The organism is Sulfurivermis sp., from assembly GCF_059410345.1.
Map to the genome: position 1 here is coordinate 220260 of NZ_JBLJDO010000002.1, position 18854 is coordinate 239113.

Genomic DNA, 18854 nt, shown 5'->3' on the forward strand with positions numbered 1-18854 from the left:
CGCCCTTTTTTCCCGGCCCGGCCCATGACACGTTCCGTATACATCAAGACCTTTGGCTGCCAGATGAACGAGTACGACTCGGCGCGTCTGGTGGATGCCCTGCGCGCCGAGTGTGACCTGGTGCCGGTGGACGAGCCGGAACAGGCCGATGTGTTGCTGCTCAATACCTGCTCGGTGCGCGAGAAGGCGCAGGAGAAGGTGTTCTCCCAGCTCGGTGTGTGGAAGCCGCTGAAGGAGAAGAATCCCAAGCTGGTGATCGGCGTCGGCGGCTGCGTCGCCAGCCAGGAGGGTGATGCCATCCGTCAGCGCGCGCCCTATGTGGACCTGGTGTTCGGCCCGCAGACCCTGCACCGCCTGCCGGCGATGTTGAAAGAGGTATGGGCGGAGCATCGCCCGTTGGTGGACGTGTCCTTCCCCGAGATCGAGAAGTTCGACCGTCTGCCCGAGCCGCGTGCCGAGGGGCCGATGGCCTATGTGTCGGCGATGGAAGGCTGCTCCAAGTTCTGCACCTTCTGCATCGTGCCCTATACCCGCGGCGCCGAGGTGAGCCGGCCCTTTGACGACGTCATCGCCGAGGTGGCTAGTCTCGCCGCCCAGGGCGTGCGCGAGGTGAACCTGCTGGGGCAGAACGTCAATGCCTACCGCGGTGCGATGCACGATGGCACCCTCGCCGATCTGGCCCTGCTGATCCACTACGTCGCCGCCATCGACGGCATCGAGCGCATCCGCTACACGACGTCCCATCCGGTGGAGATGAGCGATTCGCTGATCCAGGCCTATGCCGAGGAGCCCAAGCTGGTGAGCTTTCTGCACCTGCCGCTGCAGAGCGGCTCCGATCGCGTCCTGGCGCTGATGAAGCGCGGCCACACCACGCTGGAATACAAGAGCATCATCCGCCGTCTGCGCGCGGTGCGCCCCGACATCTGCATCTCCTCCGATTTCATCGTCGGCTTCCCCGGCGAGACGGAAGAGGATTTCCAGGCCACCCTGCGTATGGTGGAGGAGATCGGCTTCGACCACAGCTTCAGCTTCATCTACAGTCCGCGTCCCGGCACGCCGGCGGCGGACCTGCCCGACGACGTGCCGCTGGAAGTAAAGAAGGAACGCCTGGCGCGCCTGCAACAGCTCATCAACACCAACGCCCAGCGCATCAGCCGGCAGATGGTCGGCACGGTGCAGCGCGTGCTGGTGGAGGGGCCGTCGCGCAAGCATGCGCAGGAACTGACCGGCCGCACCGAGAACAACCGGGTGGTGAACTTCCCCGGCGATGCCGGCCTCGCCGGCCAGTTTGCCTACGTGCGCATCACCGAGGCCCTGCCCAACTCCCTGCGCGGCGAACTGGTCCGCGCGGCGGCGGCGTGACGGCTAGACACCTGCCGCAGAGACGCGGAGGCGCAGAGATTATTCTTGCGCAGTCAGAGCTTCCTCTGCGGCTCTGCGTCGCCGCGACAAATGGTTTTCTTTTGGAGTACAGCCTGTGAATGCCACGCCTGAATCCGTCGACCTGATCCTGGAGCCTGCCGACAACACACGGCTGTCCAATCTGGGCGGGCCGTTCGACGAGCACCTGCGTCAGATCGAGCGCCGCCTCGGTGTGGAGGTGAACAACCGCGGCAACGCCTTCCGCGTCATCGGCGAGCGCGAATCGGTGCGTGCCGCGGCGGAGGTGCTGAAGGGGCTGTATGCCGCCACTGCGACGGAGAGGCTGACAGCGGCAAAGGTGCATCTGTTTTTGCAGGAGTCCGGCGTCGAGGCCCTGCTGGAACAGAGCGAGGCGGAGGAGGTGGACGTCACCATCCGTACGCGCCGCGGCGCCATTCAGGGACGCGGCCCCAACCAGAAGCGCTATCTGCGCAACATCATCAGCCACGACATCAATTTCGGCATCGGACCCGCCGGCACCGGCAAGACCTATCTCGCCGTGGCCTGCGCGGTGGAGGCGCTGGAGCGCGAGCAGGTGCGCAAGCTGGTGCTGACACGGCCGGCGGTGGAGGCGGGTGAACGCCTTGGTTTTCTGCCCGGCGACCTGGCGCAGAAGGTCGACCCTTATCTGCGCCCGCTGTATGACGCGCTGTATGAAATGCTCGGCTTCGAGCAAGTGGCGCGCCTGATGGAAAAGCAGGTGATCGAAGTGGCGCCGTTGGCCTATATGCGCGGCCGTACCCTCAACGATGCCTTCATCATCCTGGATGAGGCGCAGAACACCACCACCGAACAGATGAAGATGTTCCTCACCCGTATCGGCTTCGGTTCCACCGCCGTCATCACCGGCGACGTCACCCAGATCGACCTGCCGCGTGGCACCCAGTCGGGTCTGCGCCAGGTGGTGGAGGTGCTGAAGGACGTGGAGGGCATCAGCTTCACCTTCTTCCTCGCCAAGGACGTGGTGCGCCACCCCCTGGTGCAGCGCGTGGTCAGCGCCTACGAGCGCTTCGATAGCCAGGTGCCGAAGCAGGAGTGAGCCGATGATCGATCTCGACCTGCAGCTTGCTTCAGACGCCACGGGCATCCCCGCGGCGGCGGATTTCCGTGCTTGGGTGGAGGCGGTGCTGGCCGGCCGCCGCGACGAGGCGGAACTGACCATCCGTGTCGTCGATGAGGAAGAAATCGCCGAACTGAACGGCACCTACCGCCACAAGCAGGGGCCGACCAATGTGCTGTCCTTTCCCTTCGAGGCGCCGCCCGGGGTGGAGCTGCCGCTGCTGGGCGACATCGTCATCTGCGCGCCGGTGGTGGCGCGCGAGGCCGCCGAGCAGGGCAAGACCGCGCCGGCGCACTGGGCGCACATGACGGTGCATGGATGCCTGCATCTGCTCGGCTACGACCATATGGAGCCGGAAGAGGCGGAAATCATGGAAACCCTTGAAAAGGAAGTGCTCTCTGTCCTAGGCTATGCAGACCCCTACGCAGGGCAATAAAACAGTCATCCAATCGTTTTACTATTGATTTAATTTCTCTCCCCTCTCTGGACATACCCCCTATGAACGACGGCCGACCTAGTAGCGGCGACACTGGCGAACCTCGGCGCAGCAGCTGGCTGGAACGCCTGGGCCAGGCCCTGCAGGGCAACGAGCCCAAGGACAAGGAAGACGTCGTCGAATTCCTGCGCGATGCCCACCAACGCCACCTCATCGATGGCGATGCGCTGGACATGCTGGAGGGCGTGCTGTCGGTCTCCGATATGCAGGTACGCGACATCATGGTGCCGCGTTCGCAGATGGTGGTGGTGGAGCGTGAGCAGAGTCTGAACGAGTTTCTGCCGATGATCATCGACGAGGCGCATTCGCGTTTTCCGGTGATCGGCGAGTCGCGCGACGATGTGCTCGGCATCCTGCTGGCCAAGGACCTGCTGCCCTTCGTGGCGCGCGGCGGTGAAGGCTTCGATATCCGCGAGGTGTTGCGCCCGGCGGTATTCGTACCGGAGAGCAAACGTCTCAACGTGCTGCTGCGCGAATTCCGCACCAGCCGCAACCACCTGGCCATCGTGGTCGATGAATACGGTGGCGTGGCCGGCATGGTCACCATCGAGGACGTGATGGAACAGATCGTCGGTGAGATCGAGGACGAGCACGACATCGACGAAGACGATATCGAAATCCAGCAGATATCCAAGGGCCGTCACACCGTGCGTGCGCTGACCTCCATCGAGGACTTCAACGAACACTTCGGCTCTGCGTTCTCCGACGAGGAGTTCGATACCATCGGCGGCCTGCTGCTGTCGCAATTCGGTCACATGCCCAAGCGCGGCGAGATCATCGACATGGGCGGCCTGCGCTTCAAGGTGCTGCGCGCCGACAGCCGCCGCCTGCATCTGGTGGAGGTCACCAAGGCGCCGTTGCCCGAGAGCGGCACTGATTACACCGGTGAGGGCATCGCCTGAGCGTAAAAGGAGTCCGTGCTGTCCAGCTCAATCGTACAGGCAGTCCGGCAATCCGGCGGACGCGGTGATCTGCTGGCGGCGCTGGCCGGTGCGTCACTGCCGCTGGCCTTTGCCCCCTTCGGCCTGTTTCCCCTGGCGGTGCTGGCGCCCGCGCTGCTGTTCTTCTCCCTGTTTGGACTGATGCCGCACGCCGCAATGCGGCGCGGCTTCCTGTTCGGTCTCGGCCTGTTCGGCGTTGGCGTGTCCTGGGTGTATGTGGCCATCGCCGATTTCTCCGACAGCGGTGCGGTTACCGCCGTCATACTCACCACCCTGTTCGTTGCCGCGCTGGCGGTCTATCCTGCCCTGTTTGCCTATGCCGCCGCCCGCTGCTGGCGACGCGGCGCTCTGCCTTTGGCACCGTGGTATCTCGCGCTGCTGCCGGCGCTATGGATGGCGTTCGAGTGGCTGCGTGGATGGCTGTTCACCGGCTTTACCTGGCTGCAGCTGGGCTATAGCCAGACGCAGTCGCCGCTGGCCGGGCTGGCGCCGCTGCTCGGTGTCTATGGCATCGGTCTGGCGCTGGCAGTGAGCGCCGGCGCCCTGGCCTGGCTGCTGCATGCCGGTCGCCGCGCCTGGCCGGGCATCGCTCTGTTGTGCGGCGTGTGGCTGGCCGCCTGGGGTGCGCAGCAGGTGGAGTGGACCTCGCCGGCGGGCGAGCCGTTGCGGGTGGCGCTGATACAGGACAATCTGCCCCAGGCGACCAAGTGGGACCCGGAGCAGTTCAACACGCGCCTCGATCTGTATGCCCGTCTGACGCTGGAAAATCTCGCCGCGGTGGATGCGGTGATCTGGCCGGAGAACGCGGTCACCGTGTTCTATCACGAACTGAAGGAAGAGTATTTCGACTGGCTGGCGGCGCGGGCGCGGGAGCAGGGCACCGACATCGTCGTCGGTGTGCCGGTGAAGCGCCGCGATGCAGCAGGCTATTACACCAGCCTGATGGTGCTGGGCACGCAGGAGGCGGCGTATCACAAACACCATTTGGTGCCGTTCGGCGAGTTCGTGCCACTGGAGGGATTGCTGCGTGGCCTGATCCGTTTCTTCGATCTGCCCATGTCCGGCTTCTCGCCGGGACCGGCGGCGCAGGCGCCGCTGCCGGTGGCCGGCCAGCATGCGGCCATGTCCATCTGCTATGAGGACGCCTTCGGCGAGGAACTGCTGCACAACTTCCCGCAGGCGACGCTGCTCATCAACGGCAGCAACAACGCCTGGTACGGCGATTCGTTGGCGCCGCACCAGCACCTGGAGATTTCGCGCATGCGCGCCATCGAAACAGGACGCCCGCTGGTGCGTGCCACCACCACCGGTATCTCGGCGTTGGCTGATTACCGCGGCCAGGTTCTTGCCACCGCGCCGCAGTTTGAGCAGGCCGTGCTGCGCGGTAGTGTGCAGCCGATGCAGGGTATGACGCCCTATGCGTATTGGGGGAATTACCCCGTGCTGTTGTTGCTGATGCTGCTGCTGGGTGTCGGTATCACCGCCGCACGTCGTTGAGTGGTATCCTCGTCGCTACACTGCTCTGCGAAGGAAAACGCATGTCGTCCGTTGTTTCATTAAGCGATCTCACTTTGCCGCCGATGCCTGAATCGTTGCAGCAGATTCGGGCCGAACAGGCCAAGGCAGAGCCGGATGCGGGACGTATCGTCACCATCATCGCCGGCGATGTCGGTCTGGCCGCCGAGGTGCTCAAGACCATCAATTCGCCCATGTTCCGCCGCCGCCAGCCGCTCAGCTCGGTGCCCAATGCGGTGCTGCTGCTGGGGCTGAATAACGTACTCAACCTCGTTGCTGGTGCCGCCCTGCGCCGCACCATGGAGTGTGGCTCCAACAAACTGTCCCTCAATCGTTTCTGGGACACCGCCGGCGACGTCGCCTTCGCTGCCGCAGCCCTGGCCAGCCGCCTGTCCGGTGTACCGGCGGATACCGCCTATACCATGGGTTTGTTCCATGATTGCGGCATCCCCCTCCTGATGTGCCGTCATGCCGATTATCTGGATACGCTCAAGGCGGCCAGCCGGCCCGGTGCCAAACCGATCACCACTCTGGAGCGGGAACGTCATGGCCTGGATCACACGGTGGTGGGGGCCCATGTCAGCCGCAGTTGGCTGTTGCCGGAGGCGATCAGTACCGCCATCGAACACCATCACGAACTGCCGCGCCTGGTGGCCAGCGACGAGGCCGCAGATGAGTTGGTGATCTCGCTCATCGCCCTGCTCAAGATGGCCGAACATATCAGCAGCGAGTTCCGCGGCGCCGCCTTTCGCAGCGGCGCCGATGATCAGGAGTGGGACGAGGTGGGCCTCACTGCTCTCAGCCACTTCGACCTCGATCCCACCGAATTCAGCGACATCAAGGACGACATTCTGGGCGAGCTGGGGCGTCGCTGAGGGCGTTGTCGTAAGAAAGCGGCGTATTTTTGTGCGCGGGCGCGATTTTTATCGACATAACCATTGAGATCGAATGGTTATTGTGCTTGTATTTCAGGCATGGTCACCATGACGTGGCCCCGTCGTACAAGGAGCGTACCGCCATGCCTGCTCACGCTGCTTCATCCGATCCCCTGCAAGACTTCGTCCTGCCCCCCATGCCCGAATCCCTGCTGCGCATCCGTGAGGAGACGGCGCGCAAGGATCCAGATATGCGCCGGGTGGTGGACATCATCGCCGCCGACGTCAGCCTGGCGGCCGAGGTGCTGAAGACGGTCAACTCGCCGGCCTTCCGCCGCGACCGCCCACTCAATTCCATCCCCAACGCCGTGATGATGCTGGGCATGCAGCGGGTGCTGAACCTGACGGTGGCCGCCTCGCTGCACGCCAGTTTCGGCGCCCAGGAAGGCTGGCTGGCGCGTTTCTGGGAAATGGCGGGGGATGTGGCCACGGCCATGGCGATACTGGCGCGGGAGCTGAGCGGCATACCGGAAGACACCGCCTATACCCTCGGCCTGTTCCACGACTGCGGCATTCCGCTGCTGATGCTGCGCTATGACAATTACGACGAGGCGCTCAAGGCGGCGAGCCGCGACCCCGGGCGGACCGTCATCGAGATCGAGCACGAGCGCTACGGCCTGCACCATGCCTGGATCGGCGCCCATGTCAGCCAGGCCTGGCATCTTGCGCCGACCATCAGTCAGGCGATCGGCGTACATCACAGCTATGACCGCGTCGTCAAAGCGCAGAACAAGGTGGATCACGAGGTGATTACCCTGGTGGCCCTGTTGAAGATGGCCGAGCAGGTGAGCAACGCCTATCACGGCATGGCCTTCCGCAACGTGGCCGATGACTACGAGTGGAGCCGCATCGGCGCCCATGTGCTCGAGTACTTCGACCTGAGCCATGAGCGCTACACGGACCTGAGCGACTACATCATCGATCTGCTGAGCTCAAGATGACTTCGACAGAACGCTAGCGGGAAACTCGGGTTTATTCGTCGCTGCGCGACACCCGGCGGTACACCGTGCCGTGGCACTTGGGGCAGGGGGGAATGTGGCCGATGTGGTGGAAGTGCAGCTTCTCGCCGCAGGCCTTGCACTCCAGGGTGCCGATGCCGGTGATCTCGCCGCTGTGCCACTCGCCCAGGGCGTCGGCCTGCTTGGCCAGACGGTCAAACTCCAGACGGGAATAATCCACGCTGTCGCGGAACAGGTCGGCCAGACCCTTTTCCACCAGATTGAGGTCGAACTTGAGCCATTCCCCCAGTTCGCTGCCGGTTTCGGCCAGGAAGCGCGCGGCATCGTCCAGATCGCGCTTGAGGTAGCCGCCGACGCGTTCGGCCTCCTCGCGGGTCAGTTCGCCCAGTTCGGTGGCCGTCTCCTGGGCGCGCTCGATGGCGCGGTCCAGCACCGGCGCTGCCTTGTGTTCGGCGTCTTCCACCGCCGTCTTCAGGCGGCCCAGCATGCGGTAATAGGCATCGACCAGGTGCTGTTTCATGCCGGCTTCGCTCATGATTTTTCTCCTTCCACGGACTGATTTGCCTGTAGTGTGGCCCAGAACGACACGGGAGGAAAGGCCGGCGGCGCCTTGCCGCATCTCCCCGCCGCGAGGGCGTCCGTGGTATCCTTGCGGGTCTTTCAAACCGGCATATTTTTCAGGAAAAAACATGGCGTTGCATGAGAATTACGAGCCCCGTCGGGTGGAGCAGGCGGTGCAGGCGGAATGGGATCGGGCGCAGTCGTTCCGCGCCAGCGAGGAGGCCGGGCGAGAGAAGTTCTACTGCCTGTCCATGTTCCCCTATCCGTCCGGCCGGCTGCACATGGGGCACGTGCGCAACTACACCATCGGCGACGTCGTCGCCCGCTACCAGCGCATGCTGGGCAAGAACGTGCTGCAACCCATGGGCTGGGACGCCTTCGGACTACCAGCCGAGAACGCCGCCATGAACAACGGCGTGCCGCCGGCACAGTGGACCTACAGCAACATCGACTACATGCGCAACCAGCTCAAGTCGCTGGGTTTCGCCATCGACTGGTCGCGCGAGGTGGCCACCTGCACGCCGGAGTACTACCGCTGGAACCAGTGGCTGTTCCTGCGCCTGCTGGAGAAGGGCATCGTCTACCAGAAGACCGGCACCGTGAACTGGGATCCGGTGGACCAGACCGTGCTGGCCAATGAACAGGTCATCGACGGCCGCGGCTGGCGCACCGGCGCGGTGGTGGAGAAGCGCGAGATCCCCATGTACTACATGGCGATCACGAAATATGCGGAAGAACTGCTCGCCGACCTGGACCAGCTCGGCGGCTGGCCGGAGCAGGTGCGCACCATGCAGCGCAACTGGATCGGCAAGAGCTTCGGCGTGCGCGTCGGTTTCCCCTATCAGCTCCCCTCGCCCTCAGGGAGAGGGGGCGGGGGTGAGGGAGGGCTTGCCAGCGTGGGCACGCTGTGGGTGTTCACCACCCGCGCCGATACCCTGATGGGCGCCACCTATGTTGCCGTGGCCGCCGAGCATCCGTTGGCGCTGCATGCGGCGCAGAACAATCCCGAACTCGCCGCCTTCATCGACGAGTGCAAGCACGGTGGCGTGTCCGAGGCGGAGCTTGCCACCCAGGAGAAGAAGGGCATGGCGACGGGCCTCACCGTCCGCCATCCGCTCACCGGCGAGGAGTTGCCGCTGTGGGTCGCCAACTACGTGCTGATGGGGTACGGCGAGGGCGCGGTGATGGCGGTGCCGGCGCATGACGAGCGCGATTTTGCCTTTGCCCACAAGTACGGTCTGCCCATCAAGACGGTGATCAAAACCTCCGCCGGTGAGACGACGCCGGCGCCGTGGCAAGAGGCCTACGCCGAACACGGCGTGTGCATCAACTCCGGCAAATACGATGGCCTCGACTTCGATGCCGCCGTGGATGCCATCGCCGCCGATCTGAGCGCGAAGAACCTGGGCGAGAAGAAGGTGACCTGGCGCCTGCGCGACTGGGGTATTTCGCGCCAGCGCTACTGGGGCACGCCGATCCCGATGATCAAGTGTCCCACCTGCGGCGATGTGCCGGTGCCGGACGCGCAGCTGCCGGTGGTGTTGCCGGAGGAGTGCGTGCCGGACGGTTCGGGCAATCCGCTCAACAAGTATGAAAAATTCCTCAACTGCACCTGCCCCAAGTGCGGTGGTGCGGCGCGGCGCGAGACCGACACCATGGACACCTTCGTCGATTCGTCCTGGTATTTCTTCCGCTACGCCTGCCCGGGCGCGAACACCATGGTGGATGGCCGCGCCGATTACTGGATGCCGGCGGATCAGTACATCGGCGGTATCGAGCACGCCATCCTGCACCTGCTCTATTCGCGCTTCTGGACCAAGGCGATGCGCGACATGGGACTCACCACCGTGGGTGAGCCGTTCCGGAACCTGCTCACCCAGGGCATGGTGGTGGCGCCCACTTTCTATCGCGAGGGTGCGGATGGCCGCAAGCAGTGGTTCAATCCGGCCGATGTCAGTGTGACCGTCGATGACAAGAGCCGGCCGGTGAGTGCGGTGCTGAAGAGCGATGGCCAGAAGGTCGAGATGGGCGGCATCGAAAAGATGTCCAAATCCAAGAACAACGGCGTCGACCCGCAGACCCTCATCGAACAGTACGGCGCCGACACCGCGCGCGTGTTCATGATGTTTGCGGCACCGCCGGAACAATCCCTCGAATGGAACGACTCCGGCGTGGAGGGCGCGCACCGCTTCCTCAAACGCCTGTGGGCCTTTGGCGTCGACAACACCGCCGCACTGCAGGCCGTGGCATTGCCCACCGATGCAGCCGAGGCGGTGCTGGCGGCCCGGCGCGAGATCCACGAAACGTTGAAACAGGCGCTGGTGGATTTCGGCAAGTATCAGTTCAATACGGTGATCTCCGCCTGCATGAAGATGCTCAACGCCATCAGCAAGCTGGAGGGCAACGGCAGCGATGCAGTGCGTAGTGAGGGTTTCTCCATCCTGCTGCGCCTGCTCTCGCCCATCGCCCCGCACATCACCCACGAACTGTGGCGTGGCCTCGGTTACGGCGACGACATTCTGCATGTGCAGTGGCCGCAGGTGGACGAGGCGGCCTTGGTACGCGACAGCATCGAGCTGGTGGTGCAGGTGAACGGCAAGCTGCGCGGCAAGGTCAATGTGCCGGTCACTGCCGACAAGGCCGCCGTCGAGCAGGCGGCGCTGACCGACGAAAACGTGCAGCGCTTCATCGCGGGCCAGGCGGTGGTGAAGATCATCGTGGTGCCGGGCAAGCTGGTGAACATCGTGGTGAAACCCCGGTGATCGTTTCCAGCTTGCAGGCGGCAAGCGGTGTATGCAGGCGCGGCCTGCTGTTGTTGTTGCTTGTGACGAGTGCCCTGTCACTGGCTGCCTGCGGCTTTCACCTGCGCGTGGCCATTACCCTGCCGCCGCAAATGGAGCGCACTCAGCTGGTCGGCATCGACAGCCGCGGTGCGCTGGCCGAGGAGATCACGGCAGCGCTGGAAAACGCCGGCGCGCGCGTGGTGGCCGGCGACGCCACGGCGCAGCTTCACATCAGCGGCGAGCGCGAGGCGCGCCGTCTGCTCTCCGTCGGCAGTACCGGCCGCGCCAGCGAGTACGAACTGACCTATCAGTTCAGTTTCGAGCTGCGTGCCCCCGCGGTGGATGCCTCCGGCAAGGCAGTCACGGCAGTATTGTTGCCAGTGCAGACCGTCAGCCTGAACCGCGACTACGCCTTCGATCCGGACAACGTGCTGGGCAAGGGCGAGGAAGAGGCGCTGCTGTTGCGCGAGATGCGTGCCTTCGCCGTGCGCCAGATGCTGTTGCGCCTGCGCGCCGGGTTGCAGTCGGCCGGGCAGCCATGAATCCCTCCGCAGTAAATGTTGTCTTGGCCGCGCGGTGGCTGCGCCGATGAGACTGCGTTCCGATCAGCTCGCCGCCCACCTCGCCAAGCCGCTGCTGCCCATCTATCTGGTCAGCGGCGACGAACCCCTGCAGCTCAATGAGGCGGTGGATGCCTTGCGTGCCGCCGCCCGCAAGCAGGGGTTTACCGAGCGCGAGGTGCTGCAGGTGGAGGCGGGTTTCGACTGGGGGGCGCTGGCGGCAGTGGGCAGCAACCTGTCGCTGTTCGCCGAGCGCAAGCTCATCGAGTTGCGCATGCCCTCGGGCAAGCCGGGCGATGCCGGCGCCAAGGCGCTCAGCGCCTATGCCGCCGATCCGTCGCCGGACAATCTGTTGCTGATCAGCTGCGGCAAGCTGGAAAAACAGCAGCAGAACAGCAAGTGGTTCAAGGCGCTGGAAGAGGCCGGGGCAGTGGTGCAGGTGTGGCCGGTGGAGCCGCGCGCGCTGCCGGCCTGGATCCGCCAGCGTCTGCAGGCCCGCGGTCTGCAACCGACGGCGGAGGCGGCGCAACTGCTGGCCGAGCGGGTGGAGGGTAATCTGCTGGCTGCGGCGCAGGAGGTGGAGAAACTGGCGCTGCTGTACGGTGCCGGTTCGCTGGACGTGGAAGAAGTGCGTGCGGCGGTGGCCGACTCGGCGCGCTATGACGTGTTCGAACTGGCCGATGCCGCGCTGGGCGGCGATAGCGCGCGCTGTGCCCGCATCCTTGAGGGTCTGCGCGGCGAGGGTGATGAACCCGTGCTGATTTTGTGGGCATTGGTGCGCGAGGTGCGCGCCCTGGCCCTGATTGCCGCCGGGCAGGCGGCCGGCACGCCGCTGGATGCGTTGTTGCAGCAGCAGCGGGTGTGGGACAAACGCAAGCCGCTGTACCAGGCGGCCCTCAGGCGCCACAACCTGCGCCGCTGGCAGGCCCTGTTGCGCCGCGCCGCCCGCGTGGACCGGATCTGCAAGGGCGCCGAGCCGGGTAACCCCTGGGATGAACTGATACAATTCAGCCTGCTGATGGCCGGGGTGCGGCTGGTTTAGATTCGGGCGTGAACCACGGAGGACACAGGGTGGCAGGGCGTTCTCCGTGCCCTCCGTGTGCTCCGTGGTTGAATTTACGTGGTGGGGATGACGATGGACGTGAAGCAGTACATGCAACAGGTGGGGCAGCAGGCGCGTGGTGCCGCGCGCGCCATGGCCCGCGCCGATACCAATGCCAAGAACGCCGCGCTGCTGGCCATGGCCGATGCGCTGCTGGCCGGCGAGGCGGCCCTCATCGCCGCCAATCACAAGGACCTCGCTGCCGGCAAGGCGCAGGGGCTGGATGCGGCGATGCTGGATCGCCTGATGCTGGATGCCTCCCGCATTGCCGCCATGGCCGAAGGGTTGCGCCAGATCGCGGCGCTGCCCGATCCGGTGGGGCAGATCGCCGACATGAATTTCCGCCCCTCCGGCATCCAGGTGGGCAAGATGCGCGTGCCGCTGGGTGTCATCGGCATCATCTATGAGTCGCGCCCCAACGTCACCGCCGACGCGGCGGCGCTGTGCCTGAAGTCGGGCAATGCGGCGATCCTGCGCGGCGGCTCCGAGGCCATGCACTCCAATCAGGCCATCGCCGCCTGCGTGCGCGCCGGGTTGCAACAGGCCGGTCTGCCCGCCGATGCGGTGCAGGTGGTGGAGACCACCGATCGCGCCGCGGTGGGCGAACTGATCACCATGAGCCAGTACGTGGACGTGATCGTGCCGCGCGGCGGCAAGTCGCTGGTGGAGCGCATCAGCAGTGAGGCGCGCGTGCCGGTGATCAAACACCTGCACGGCGTCTGCCACGTCTACATCGATGACAGGGCCGACATGGAGAAGGCGCTGCGCATCGCCTTCAATGCCAAGACCCACCGCTACGGCGTGTGCAACGCCATGGAAACCCTGCTGGTGGCGGAGGACATCGCCGAGCGCGTGCTGCCCGAGCTGGGCGCCATGTATCAGGAAAAGGGCGTCGAACTGCGCGGCTGTGCCACCACCTGCCGCCTGCTGTCCTATGCTGTCCCGGCCACGGTGGAAGACTGGGATGCCGAATACCTGGCGCCGATTCTGGCGGTGCGTGTGGTGAAAGACCTGGACGAGGCCATGGAGCATATCTACAAACACAGTTCCGGCCACACCGAGGCCATCGTCACCGAAGACCTCAGCCGTGCGCGCCGTTTCCTGGCCGAGGTGGATTCCAGTTCGGTGATGGTGAATGCCTCCACCCGCTTTGCCGACGGCTTCGAGTATGGCCTCGGTGCGGAGATCGGTATCTCCACCGACAAGATTCATGCCCGCGGCCCGGTGGGGCTGGAAGGGCTCACCTCGCAGAAATACATCGTCATAGGAGACGGCCATATTCGCCGCTAAGCCCATGCCGCCGTCTACCCGATGCCTGGCGTTTCCGCTGCGCCTTGCGCTCGTGTTGTGCCTGCTGGCCGCCGGCAACGTTCATGCACTGGGTCTGGGGGGCGAGTTGCGCGTGTACTCGGCCCTCAATCAGCCCTTGCAGGCGGAATTGCCGCTGCACCTGACCACGGGCGAGACAGTGGCGGACGTTCATGTCCGCCTGGCCGATCGTGAGACCTATCGGCGCATGGGGCTGGTCTATCACGAGGGCTTGCCGCCGCTCAGTTTCCTGGTGACCACCGATGCCGCCGGCCGGCCGGTGATCCAGATCGCCAGTCGCGAGCCCATGCGGGAGCCGGCGTTGGAACTGGTGCTGGACGTGCGTTCGAGCGGTAGCCGCCTGGTGCGTCGTTACGCCTTGCTGCTGGATCCGTCCAGTCTGTTCGTGCCGCCCGTGGTTGCCGCGCCGGCGCCAACACCCGCTGCGCCAGCGCCGGCACCCGCTGCTCCAGCGCGGACACCGCCCATTGCGGTGGAGCGTGCCGCACCGCCGGTGGTCGCGGCCTACGGTCCGGTGCAGCGCGGCGAGACCCTGAGCCAGATCGCCCAGCGCCTCAAACCTGAGGGGGTGAGCACGCCGCAGATGACCGTTGCCCTGTTCGAGGCCAATCCGCACGCCTTCCTCGGCGGCAATATGAACCGCCTGCGTTGGGGGACCACCCTGTACATGCCAACGGCTGAGGCCATGGCGGCGCGCTCCCGCGGTGCTGCCGGCAAGGTGATGCTGGAACAGCAGCAGGCCCTGCAGGGGGCATCCGTGGAGGCAACGGTGCCCGCGCCGACCTTGCAGATACTGGCGCCCACCGCGCCCGATGCGGGGGCCGGTGAGCTGGAGCAGCGCCTGGCAGAGGTGCGCCGGCTCAATGAGACGGTGGAAGTGGAGAACGAGGAGTTGCGTCTGCGCCTGCTCGAACTGGAACAGCAGGCACGGCGTCTGGCCGAGCAGGTCTTGGCACTGCCGGAGTCGGCACCGGCAGCGGTGCCGTCACCGGCCGTCGCGGAACCTGTGTCCGCTCCAGTGATTGCCACGGCGCCGGCGGCGGTGGAAATCCGCACCGCGGCGCCATCGCCGCAGGATGGCGGCTGGAACAATCCATCACGCTGGGTACTGGCGCTCGCCGTGCTGGTGGTGATCTGTGTGGCCTTGCTGGGTTGGCTGTTGTGGCGGCGCAGCCGGCGCTGGGAATACCGCGACCTGGCCATGGCGTTGCGTGAGGATGCCGAGGCCAAGGAGCGCGCCCGCCAGGATTTGCTGGAAAAGGCGCGCCACAGGCTACGCTGATGCAGCCGATCGGCGTCCTGGGCGGCACCTTCGATCCGATCCACTTCGGCCATCTGCGTTCGGCGCTGGAACTGCTGGAAGCCCTTGGTCTCGCCGAGGTGCGCCTTATCCCCTGCGGTCATCCCCCGCACCGTGCTCCGCCCCGTGCCCCTGCCTCTGCGCGCCTGGCCATGCTGGAGCTGGCCGTCGCGGGACAGCCTGGTTTGCGTGTCGACTCGCGCGAGCTGGAGCGGCCCGGTCCCTCCTATATGGTGGATACCCTCGCCTCGTTGCGGGAGGAGCAGGGGAGTGTGCCCCTGTGTCTGATCCTCGGCAGCGACGCCTTTCTCGGGCTGCCGGGTTGGCACCGCTGGCAGGAGTTGGTGCGGCTGGCACATCTGGTGGTGATGCACCGGCCGGGCTGGGAGCTGGATGACCATCTGGCCGCGCCGCTGGCGCAGCTGGTGGAAACGCGGCGTGTACATGCGGCCGCGGCCCTGGCCGCGCAGCCGGCGGGCAGCATCCTGCTGGTACCGGTGACGCCGCTGGATATCTCCGCCACGGCGATCCGCCATCTGATCGCCGCCGGCCGCAGCCCGCGTTATCTGCTGCCCGACGCCGTATGGGAGCATATCCGCGCACATGGTTTGTATGACTCTGTTCGTCTAAGGAAGGTCTGAATATGTCCATCCTGGACTTCTCAGCCCACGCAAATCGAAAAGTGTGATTTTCGATTCACGGCACATCCCTGTGCCGCTGAAGCTCTGAATCTATGCGGAGCTTCCCTGACAGCGCAATGAGGTTTTTGAAATGAGTGGAAGAGATTGATGCAAGCAGAACAGATGAAGCAGTTGGTGGTGGATGCACTGGAGGATGTGAAGGGTGTCGATATCGTCACCCTGGATGTGCGCGGCAAGACCAGCATCACGGACTTTATGGTCATCGCCAGCGGCCGTTCCGATCGCCAGGTAAAATCGCTGGCGCAGAATGTCGTCGACAAGGCGAGAGAAAATGGCCTCAGCCTGCTCGGCGTGGAAGGCGAGCGGGAAGGCGAGTGGGTAGTGGTCGACCTGGGTGAGGTGGTGGCCCACGTCTTCATCCCGGAAAAACGCGACTTCTACAACCTGGAAAAACTGTGGGGTGACGAAGCCCCGGCGGCGGCGGAGGCAAGGAATTAACGACGGAGATCGCGGCACGGGCATCGTGACAGGCGTTACGTCGTGCCCGCCGTGGTTTCCCGTATTTTGGAGCTGTGATTTGTGCGCCTGCATCTGATCGCTGTCGGTAACCGCATGCCCGGTTGGGTGGAGCAGGGCTACGCCGAATATGCCAAGCGCCTGCCCGCCGACTGTGCGCTGCAGTTGCATGAAATTGCGCCCGGCAAGCGCACCAAGGGGGCCGATCTGGAACGGGCGCGGCGTGAGGAGGGCGAGAAGATGCTTGCCGCCCTGCCCAAGGGCGCCTACGTGGTGGCGCTGGAAGTCGGCGGCAGGGATTGGAGCACGGAAGACCTGGCGCAGCGTCTGGCCGAGTGGCGTCAGCTGGGGCGCGATGTGGCCTTGCTGGTCGGCGGCCCGGAAGGTCTGGCCGATACCTGCCGTGCCCGTGCCGACGTGCAGTGGTCGTTGTCGCGCCTGACCCTGCCGCACCCGTTGGTGCGCATCGTGCTGGCGGAACAGGTCTACCGGGCGTGGAGTTTGTTGCAGGGGCATCCGTATCACCGCTGAAGCAGATTCAAGTAATCGAGAGCGAACCGATTGATGATATTTCTGGCCTCTTCATCGCCCCGCCGCCGCGAACTGCTGGAGCAGATCGGCGTGGCGCATCAGGTGGTGGAGGTATTGGTCGATGAAGCCCTGCACCCGGGTGAGGCACCGGAGCTGTACGTGGTACGGCTGGCCCTGGCCAAGGCACGTGCGGGCCATGACATCTGCCGCGAGCGGCCGGTACTGGGCGCAGATACCGCGGTGGTGATCGATGGTGCGATCCTCGGCAAGCCGCGTGATCGTGCCGATGGCCTGACCATGCTGGCGCGCTTGTCGGGACGCACCCATCACGTCTATACCGGTGTGGCGCTGGTGGATACGGAGGGCGAGGCGCACACCCTGTTGTCGGTGAGCGCGGTGACCTTTCGCGTGATTGCCGATGGCGAGCGTGCCGCCTACTGGGACAGCGGCGAGCCGTTGGACAAGGCGGGTGGCTACGCCGTGCAGGGGTTGGGCGCCATCTTCATCGAGCGCCTGGAAGGCAGCTACTCCGGCGTAATGGGCCTGCCGTTGTTTGAAACTGCCGCGCTTTTGCGCGGCTGCGGAATAGAGTTACTGGAAGCTTTTTGATCATGTCCATGAATGCACCGCTGACGCCGGCCATGAGCGGCGAAATACTGGTTAACGTCACGCCGCACGAGACTCGCGTTGCCTTTGTCGAAAATGGCGTATTGCAGGAGGTGCAGATCGAGCGCGCGCGCAAGCGCGGCCTGGTCGGCAACATCTACAAGGGTACGGTGCGCCGCGTGCTGCCCGGCATGCAGGCGGCCTTCATCGACGCCGGTCTGGAGCGCACCGCCTTTCTGCACGCCTCCGATATTCTCTGCCCCGACAATGGCAGCGATGAGCGCGAGCGCTGTCTCAAGGGTGAGGCCACGGACAGCCCGGCGCAGCGTAACATCGACGAGCTGCTGCGCGAGGGACAGGAGTTGCTGGTGCAGGTGGTGAAGGATCCGCTCGGCACCAAGGGCGCCCGCCTTACCACCCACATCACCATACCGGCGCGCTTTCTGGTGTTCATGCCGCAATCCAGTCATGTCGGTGTGTCGCAGCGCATCGAGAATGAGGCGGAGCGGCAACGTCTGAAGGAGCGGGTCAGCGCATTGGCAGCGGAGTTCGGCCCCGGCGGCTATATCGCGCGTACTGCAGCGGAAGATGCGGACGACGAGGCGTTGCGCGCCGATATCGCGTTTCTGCACAAATTGTGGGGCGAGATCGGTGCCCGCGCTGCCAACGAGCGCAGCGGCACCCTGATCCATGAAGACCTGCCGCTGGTGATGCGCACCATGCGCGATGTGGTCGGCGCTGAGGTGGAGAAGGTGCGCATCGATTCACGCGAGACCTTCCGCAAGGTGCAGCGCTTTGCGGAAAAGTTCATTCCCGAACTGGTACCGCGCATCGAGCATTACGCCGGTGAGCGGCCGATCTTCGATTTGTACGCCATCGAGGACGAGATCCAGCGCGCGCTGGAGCGCAAGGTGACTCTCAAATCCGGTGGCTACCTGATCATCGACCAGACCGAGGCGATGACTACCATCGACGTCAATACGGGCGCCTTCGTCGGCCATCGTAATCTGGAAGAGACCATCTTCAAGACCAACCTGGAAGCGAGCCAGGCCATCGCGCGCCAGCTGCGCCTGCGTAATCTGGGCGGCATCATCATCCTCGACTTCATCGACATGGAAGATGCAGAACACCGCCGCCAGGTGCTGCGCAGCCTGGAGAAGGCGTTGGAACGGGATCATGCGCGCACGCACATCTCCGAGGTGTCGGCGCTGGGCCTAGTGGAGATGACGCGCAAGCGCACGCGCGAAAGTCTGGAGCATGTGCTTTGTTCCACCTGTCCGACCTGCAACGGCCGCGGCACGCTGAAGACGGCGGAGACGGTGTGTTTCGAAATCTTCCGTGAGATCATGCGCGAGGCACGTCAGTTCGATGCGCAGCAGTTGCTGGTGCTGGCCTCGCAGGAGGTGGTGGATCGGTTGCTGGATGAGGAGTCCACCGCCGTGGCCGAACTGGAGGAGTTCATCGGCAAGCCGATCCAGTTCCAGGTGGAAACCCTGTACACCCAGGAACAGTTTGATGTGGTGTTGTTGTAGAAACAGATATAAGTACAAGTAAAACACCGATAACGGCGCGGAACGCGCAACTTATCGTCGGTTGG

Annotated in this window: 18 protein-coding genes; 17 read left to right on the top strand and 1 reads right to left on the bottom strand. The window is 64.8% G+C overall.

Annotation, left to right across the window (positions count from 1 at the left end):
- The first annotated feature begins 24 nt into the window (after positions 1–24).
- The 7 genes from miaB (at position 25) to ACMV8A_RS02770 (ending at position 7310) form a co-directional block, all read left to right on the top strand.
- On the top strand, positions 25–1362 hold the full coding sequence (miaB, locus tag ACMV8A_RS02740; protein ID WP_495324197.1) for a tRNA (N6-isopentenyl adenosine(37)-C2)-methylthiotransferase MiaB: 1338 nt from the start codon (positions 25–27) through the stop codon (positions 1360–1362).
- A gap of 115 nt (positions 1363–1477) precedes the next feature.
- A complete protein-coding gene (locus ACMV8A_RS02745) occupies positions 1478–2461 on the top strand; it encodes a PhoH family protein (RefSeq protein ID WP_495324198.1) in 984 nt (327 codons plus the stop codon).
- A 4-nt stretch (positions 2462–2465) separates the two neighbouring features.
- Positions 2466–2918 carry an rRNA maturation RNase YbeY gene (gene ybeY / locus ACMV8A_RS02750; RefSeq protein WP_495324199.1) on the top strand — a complete coding sequence of 151 codons (453 nt, stop codon included), beginning with the start codon at positions 2466–2468 and terminating at the stop codon, positions 2916–2918.
- A gap of 62 nt (positions 2919–2980) precedes the next feature.
- Positions 2981–3880 (top strand): CorC family transporter, encoded by a 900-nt coding sequence (locus ACMV8A_RS02755; protein ID WP_495324200.1) that lies wholly within the window; start codon positions 2981–2983, stop codon positions 3878–3880.
- 15 nt (positions 3881–3895) lie between these two features.
- Positions 3896–5416, top strand: a complete 1521-nt coding sequence (gene lnt, locus ACMV8A_RS02760) for an apolipoprotein N-acyltransferase (RefSeq protein WP_495324201.1) — start codon at positions 3896–3898, stop codon at positions 5414–5416.
- Between the two features lie 41 nt (positions 5417–5457).
- The gene (locus ACMV8A_RS02765; protein ID WP_495324202.1) at positions 5458–6309 is read left to right on the top strand and encodes an HDOD domain-containing protein; all 852 of its coding nucleotides are present in this window, start codon (positions 5458–5460) and stop codon (positions 6307–6309) included.
- Positions 6310–6452: 143 nt separating this feature from the next.
- A complete protein-coding gene (locus ACMV8A_RS02770) occupies positions 6453–7310 on the top strand; it encodes an HDOD domain-containing protein (RefSeq protein ID WP_495324203.1) in 858 nt (285 codons plus the stop codon).
- 31 nt (positions 7311–7341) lie between these two features.
- Here the strand turns inward: ACMV8A_RS02770 and ACMV8A_RS02775 are convergent, their stop codons facing one another.
- Positions 7342–7863: a zinc ribbon-containing protein gene (locus ACMV8A_RS02775; RefSeq protein WP_495324204.1), complete on the bottom strand. Its 522-nt coding sequence runs from the start codon at positions 7861–7863 to the stop codon at positions 7342–7344.
- 160 nt (positions 7864–8023) lie between these two features.
- Between ACMV8A_RS02775 and leuS the strand changes: the two genes are divergently transcribed.
- From leuS to rng, 10 genes are all read left to right on the top strand, one after another.
- Entirely contained in the window at positions 8024–10651 is a 2628-nt protein-coding gene (gene leuS, locus ACMV8A_RS02780) for a leucine--tRNA ligase (RefSeq protein WP_495324313.1), read from the top strand.
- Positions 10648–11214, top strand: a complete 567-nt coding sequence (locus ACMV8A_RS02785) for an LPS-assembly lipoprotein LptE (protein WP_495324205.1) — start codon at positions 10648–10650, stop codon at positions 11212–11214. Before leuS ends, ACMV8A_RS02785 begins: the two co-directional genes overlap by 4 nt.
- Before the next feature lie 46 nt (positions 11215–11260).
- Positions 11261–12274, top strand: coding sequence for a DNA polymerase III subunit delta (holA, locus tag ACMV8A_RS02790; RefSeq protein WP_495324206.1), 1014 nt, complete (start codon positions 11261–11263; stop codon positions 12272–12274).
- 93 nt (positions 12275–12367) lie between these two features.
- Complete coding sequence (locus tag ACMV8A_RS02795; protein WP_495324314.1) at positions 12368–13624, top strand: glutamate-5-semialdehyde dehydrogenase; 1257 nt, start codon at positions 12368–12370, stop codon at positions 13622–13624.
- A 4-nt stretch (positions 13625–13628) separates the two neighbouring features.
- Positions 13629–14945 carry a type IV pilus assembly protein FimV gene (locus tag ACMV8A_RS02800; protein ID WP_495324207.1) on the top strand — a complete coding sequence of 439 codons (1317 nt, stop codon included), beginning with the start codon at positions 13629–13631 and terminating at the stop codon, positions 14943–14945.
- Positions 14945–15604: a nicotinate-nucleotide adenylyltransferase gene (gene nadD, locus ACMV8A_RS02805; protein WP_495324208.1), complete on the top strand. Its 660-nt coding sequence runs from the start codon at positions 14945–14947 to the stop codon at positions 15602–15604. The genes ACMV8A_RS02800 and nadD overlap by 1 nt, the downstream gene beginning before the upstream one ends.
- 147 nt (positions 15605–15751) lie before the next feature.
- Positions 15752–16102 carry a ribosome silencing factor gene (gene rsfS, locus ACMV8A_RS02810; RefSeq protein WP_495324209.1) on the top strand — a complete coding sequence of 117 codons (351 nt, stop codon included), beginning with the start codon at positions 15752–15754 and terminating at the stop codon, positions 16100–16102.
- Between the two features lie 81 nt (positions 16103–16183).
- Complete coding sequence (rlmH, locus tag ACMV8A_RS02815; protein ID WP_495324210.1) at positions 16184–16651, top strand: 23S rRNA (pseudouridine(1915)-N(3))-methyltransferase RlmH; 468 nt, start codon at positions 16184–16186, stop codon at positions 16649–16651.
- A gap of 33 nt (positions 16652–16684) precedes the next feature.
- Positions 16685–17260, top strand: coding sequence for a Maf family protein (locus ACMV8A_RS02820; protein WP_495324211.1), 576 nt, complete (start codon positions 16685–16687; stop codon positions 17258–17260).
- 32 nt (positions 17261–17292) lie between these two features.
- A complete protein-coding gene (gene rng, locus ACMV8A_RS02825; protein ID WP_495324315.1) occupies positions 17293–18789 on the top strand; it encodes a ribonuclease G in 1497 nt (498 codons plus the stop codon).
- Positions 18790–18854 lie beyond the last annotated feature (65 nt).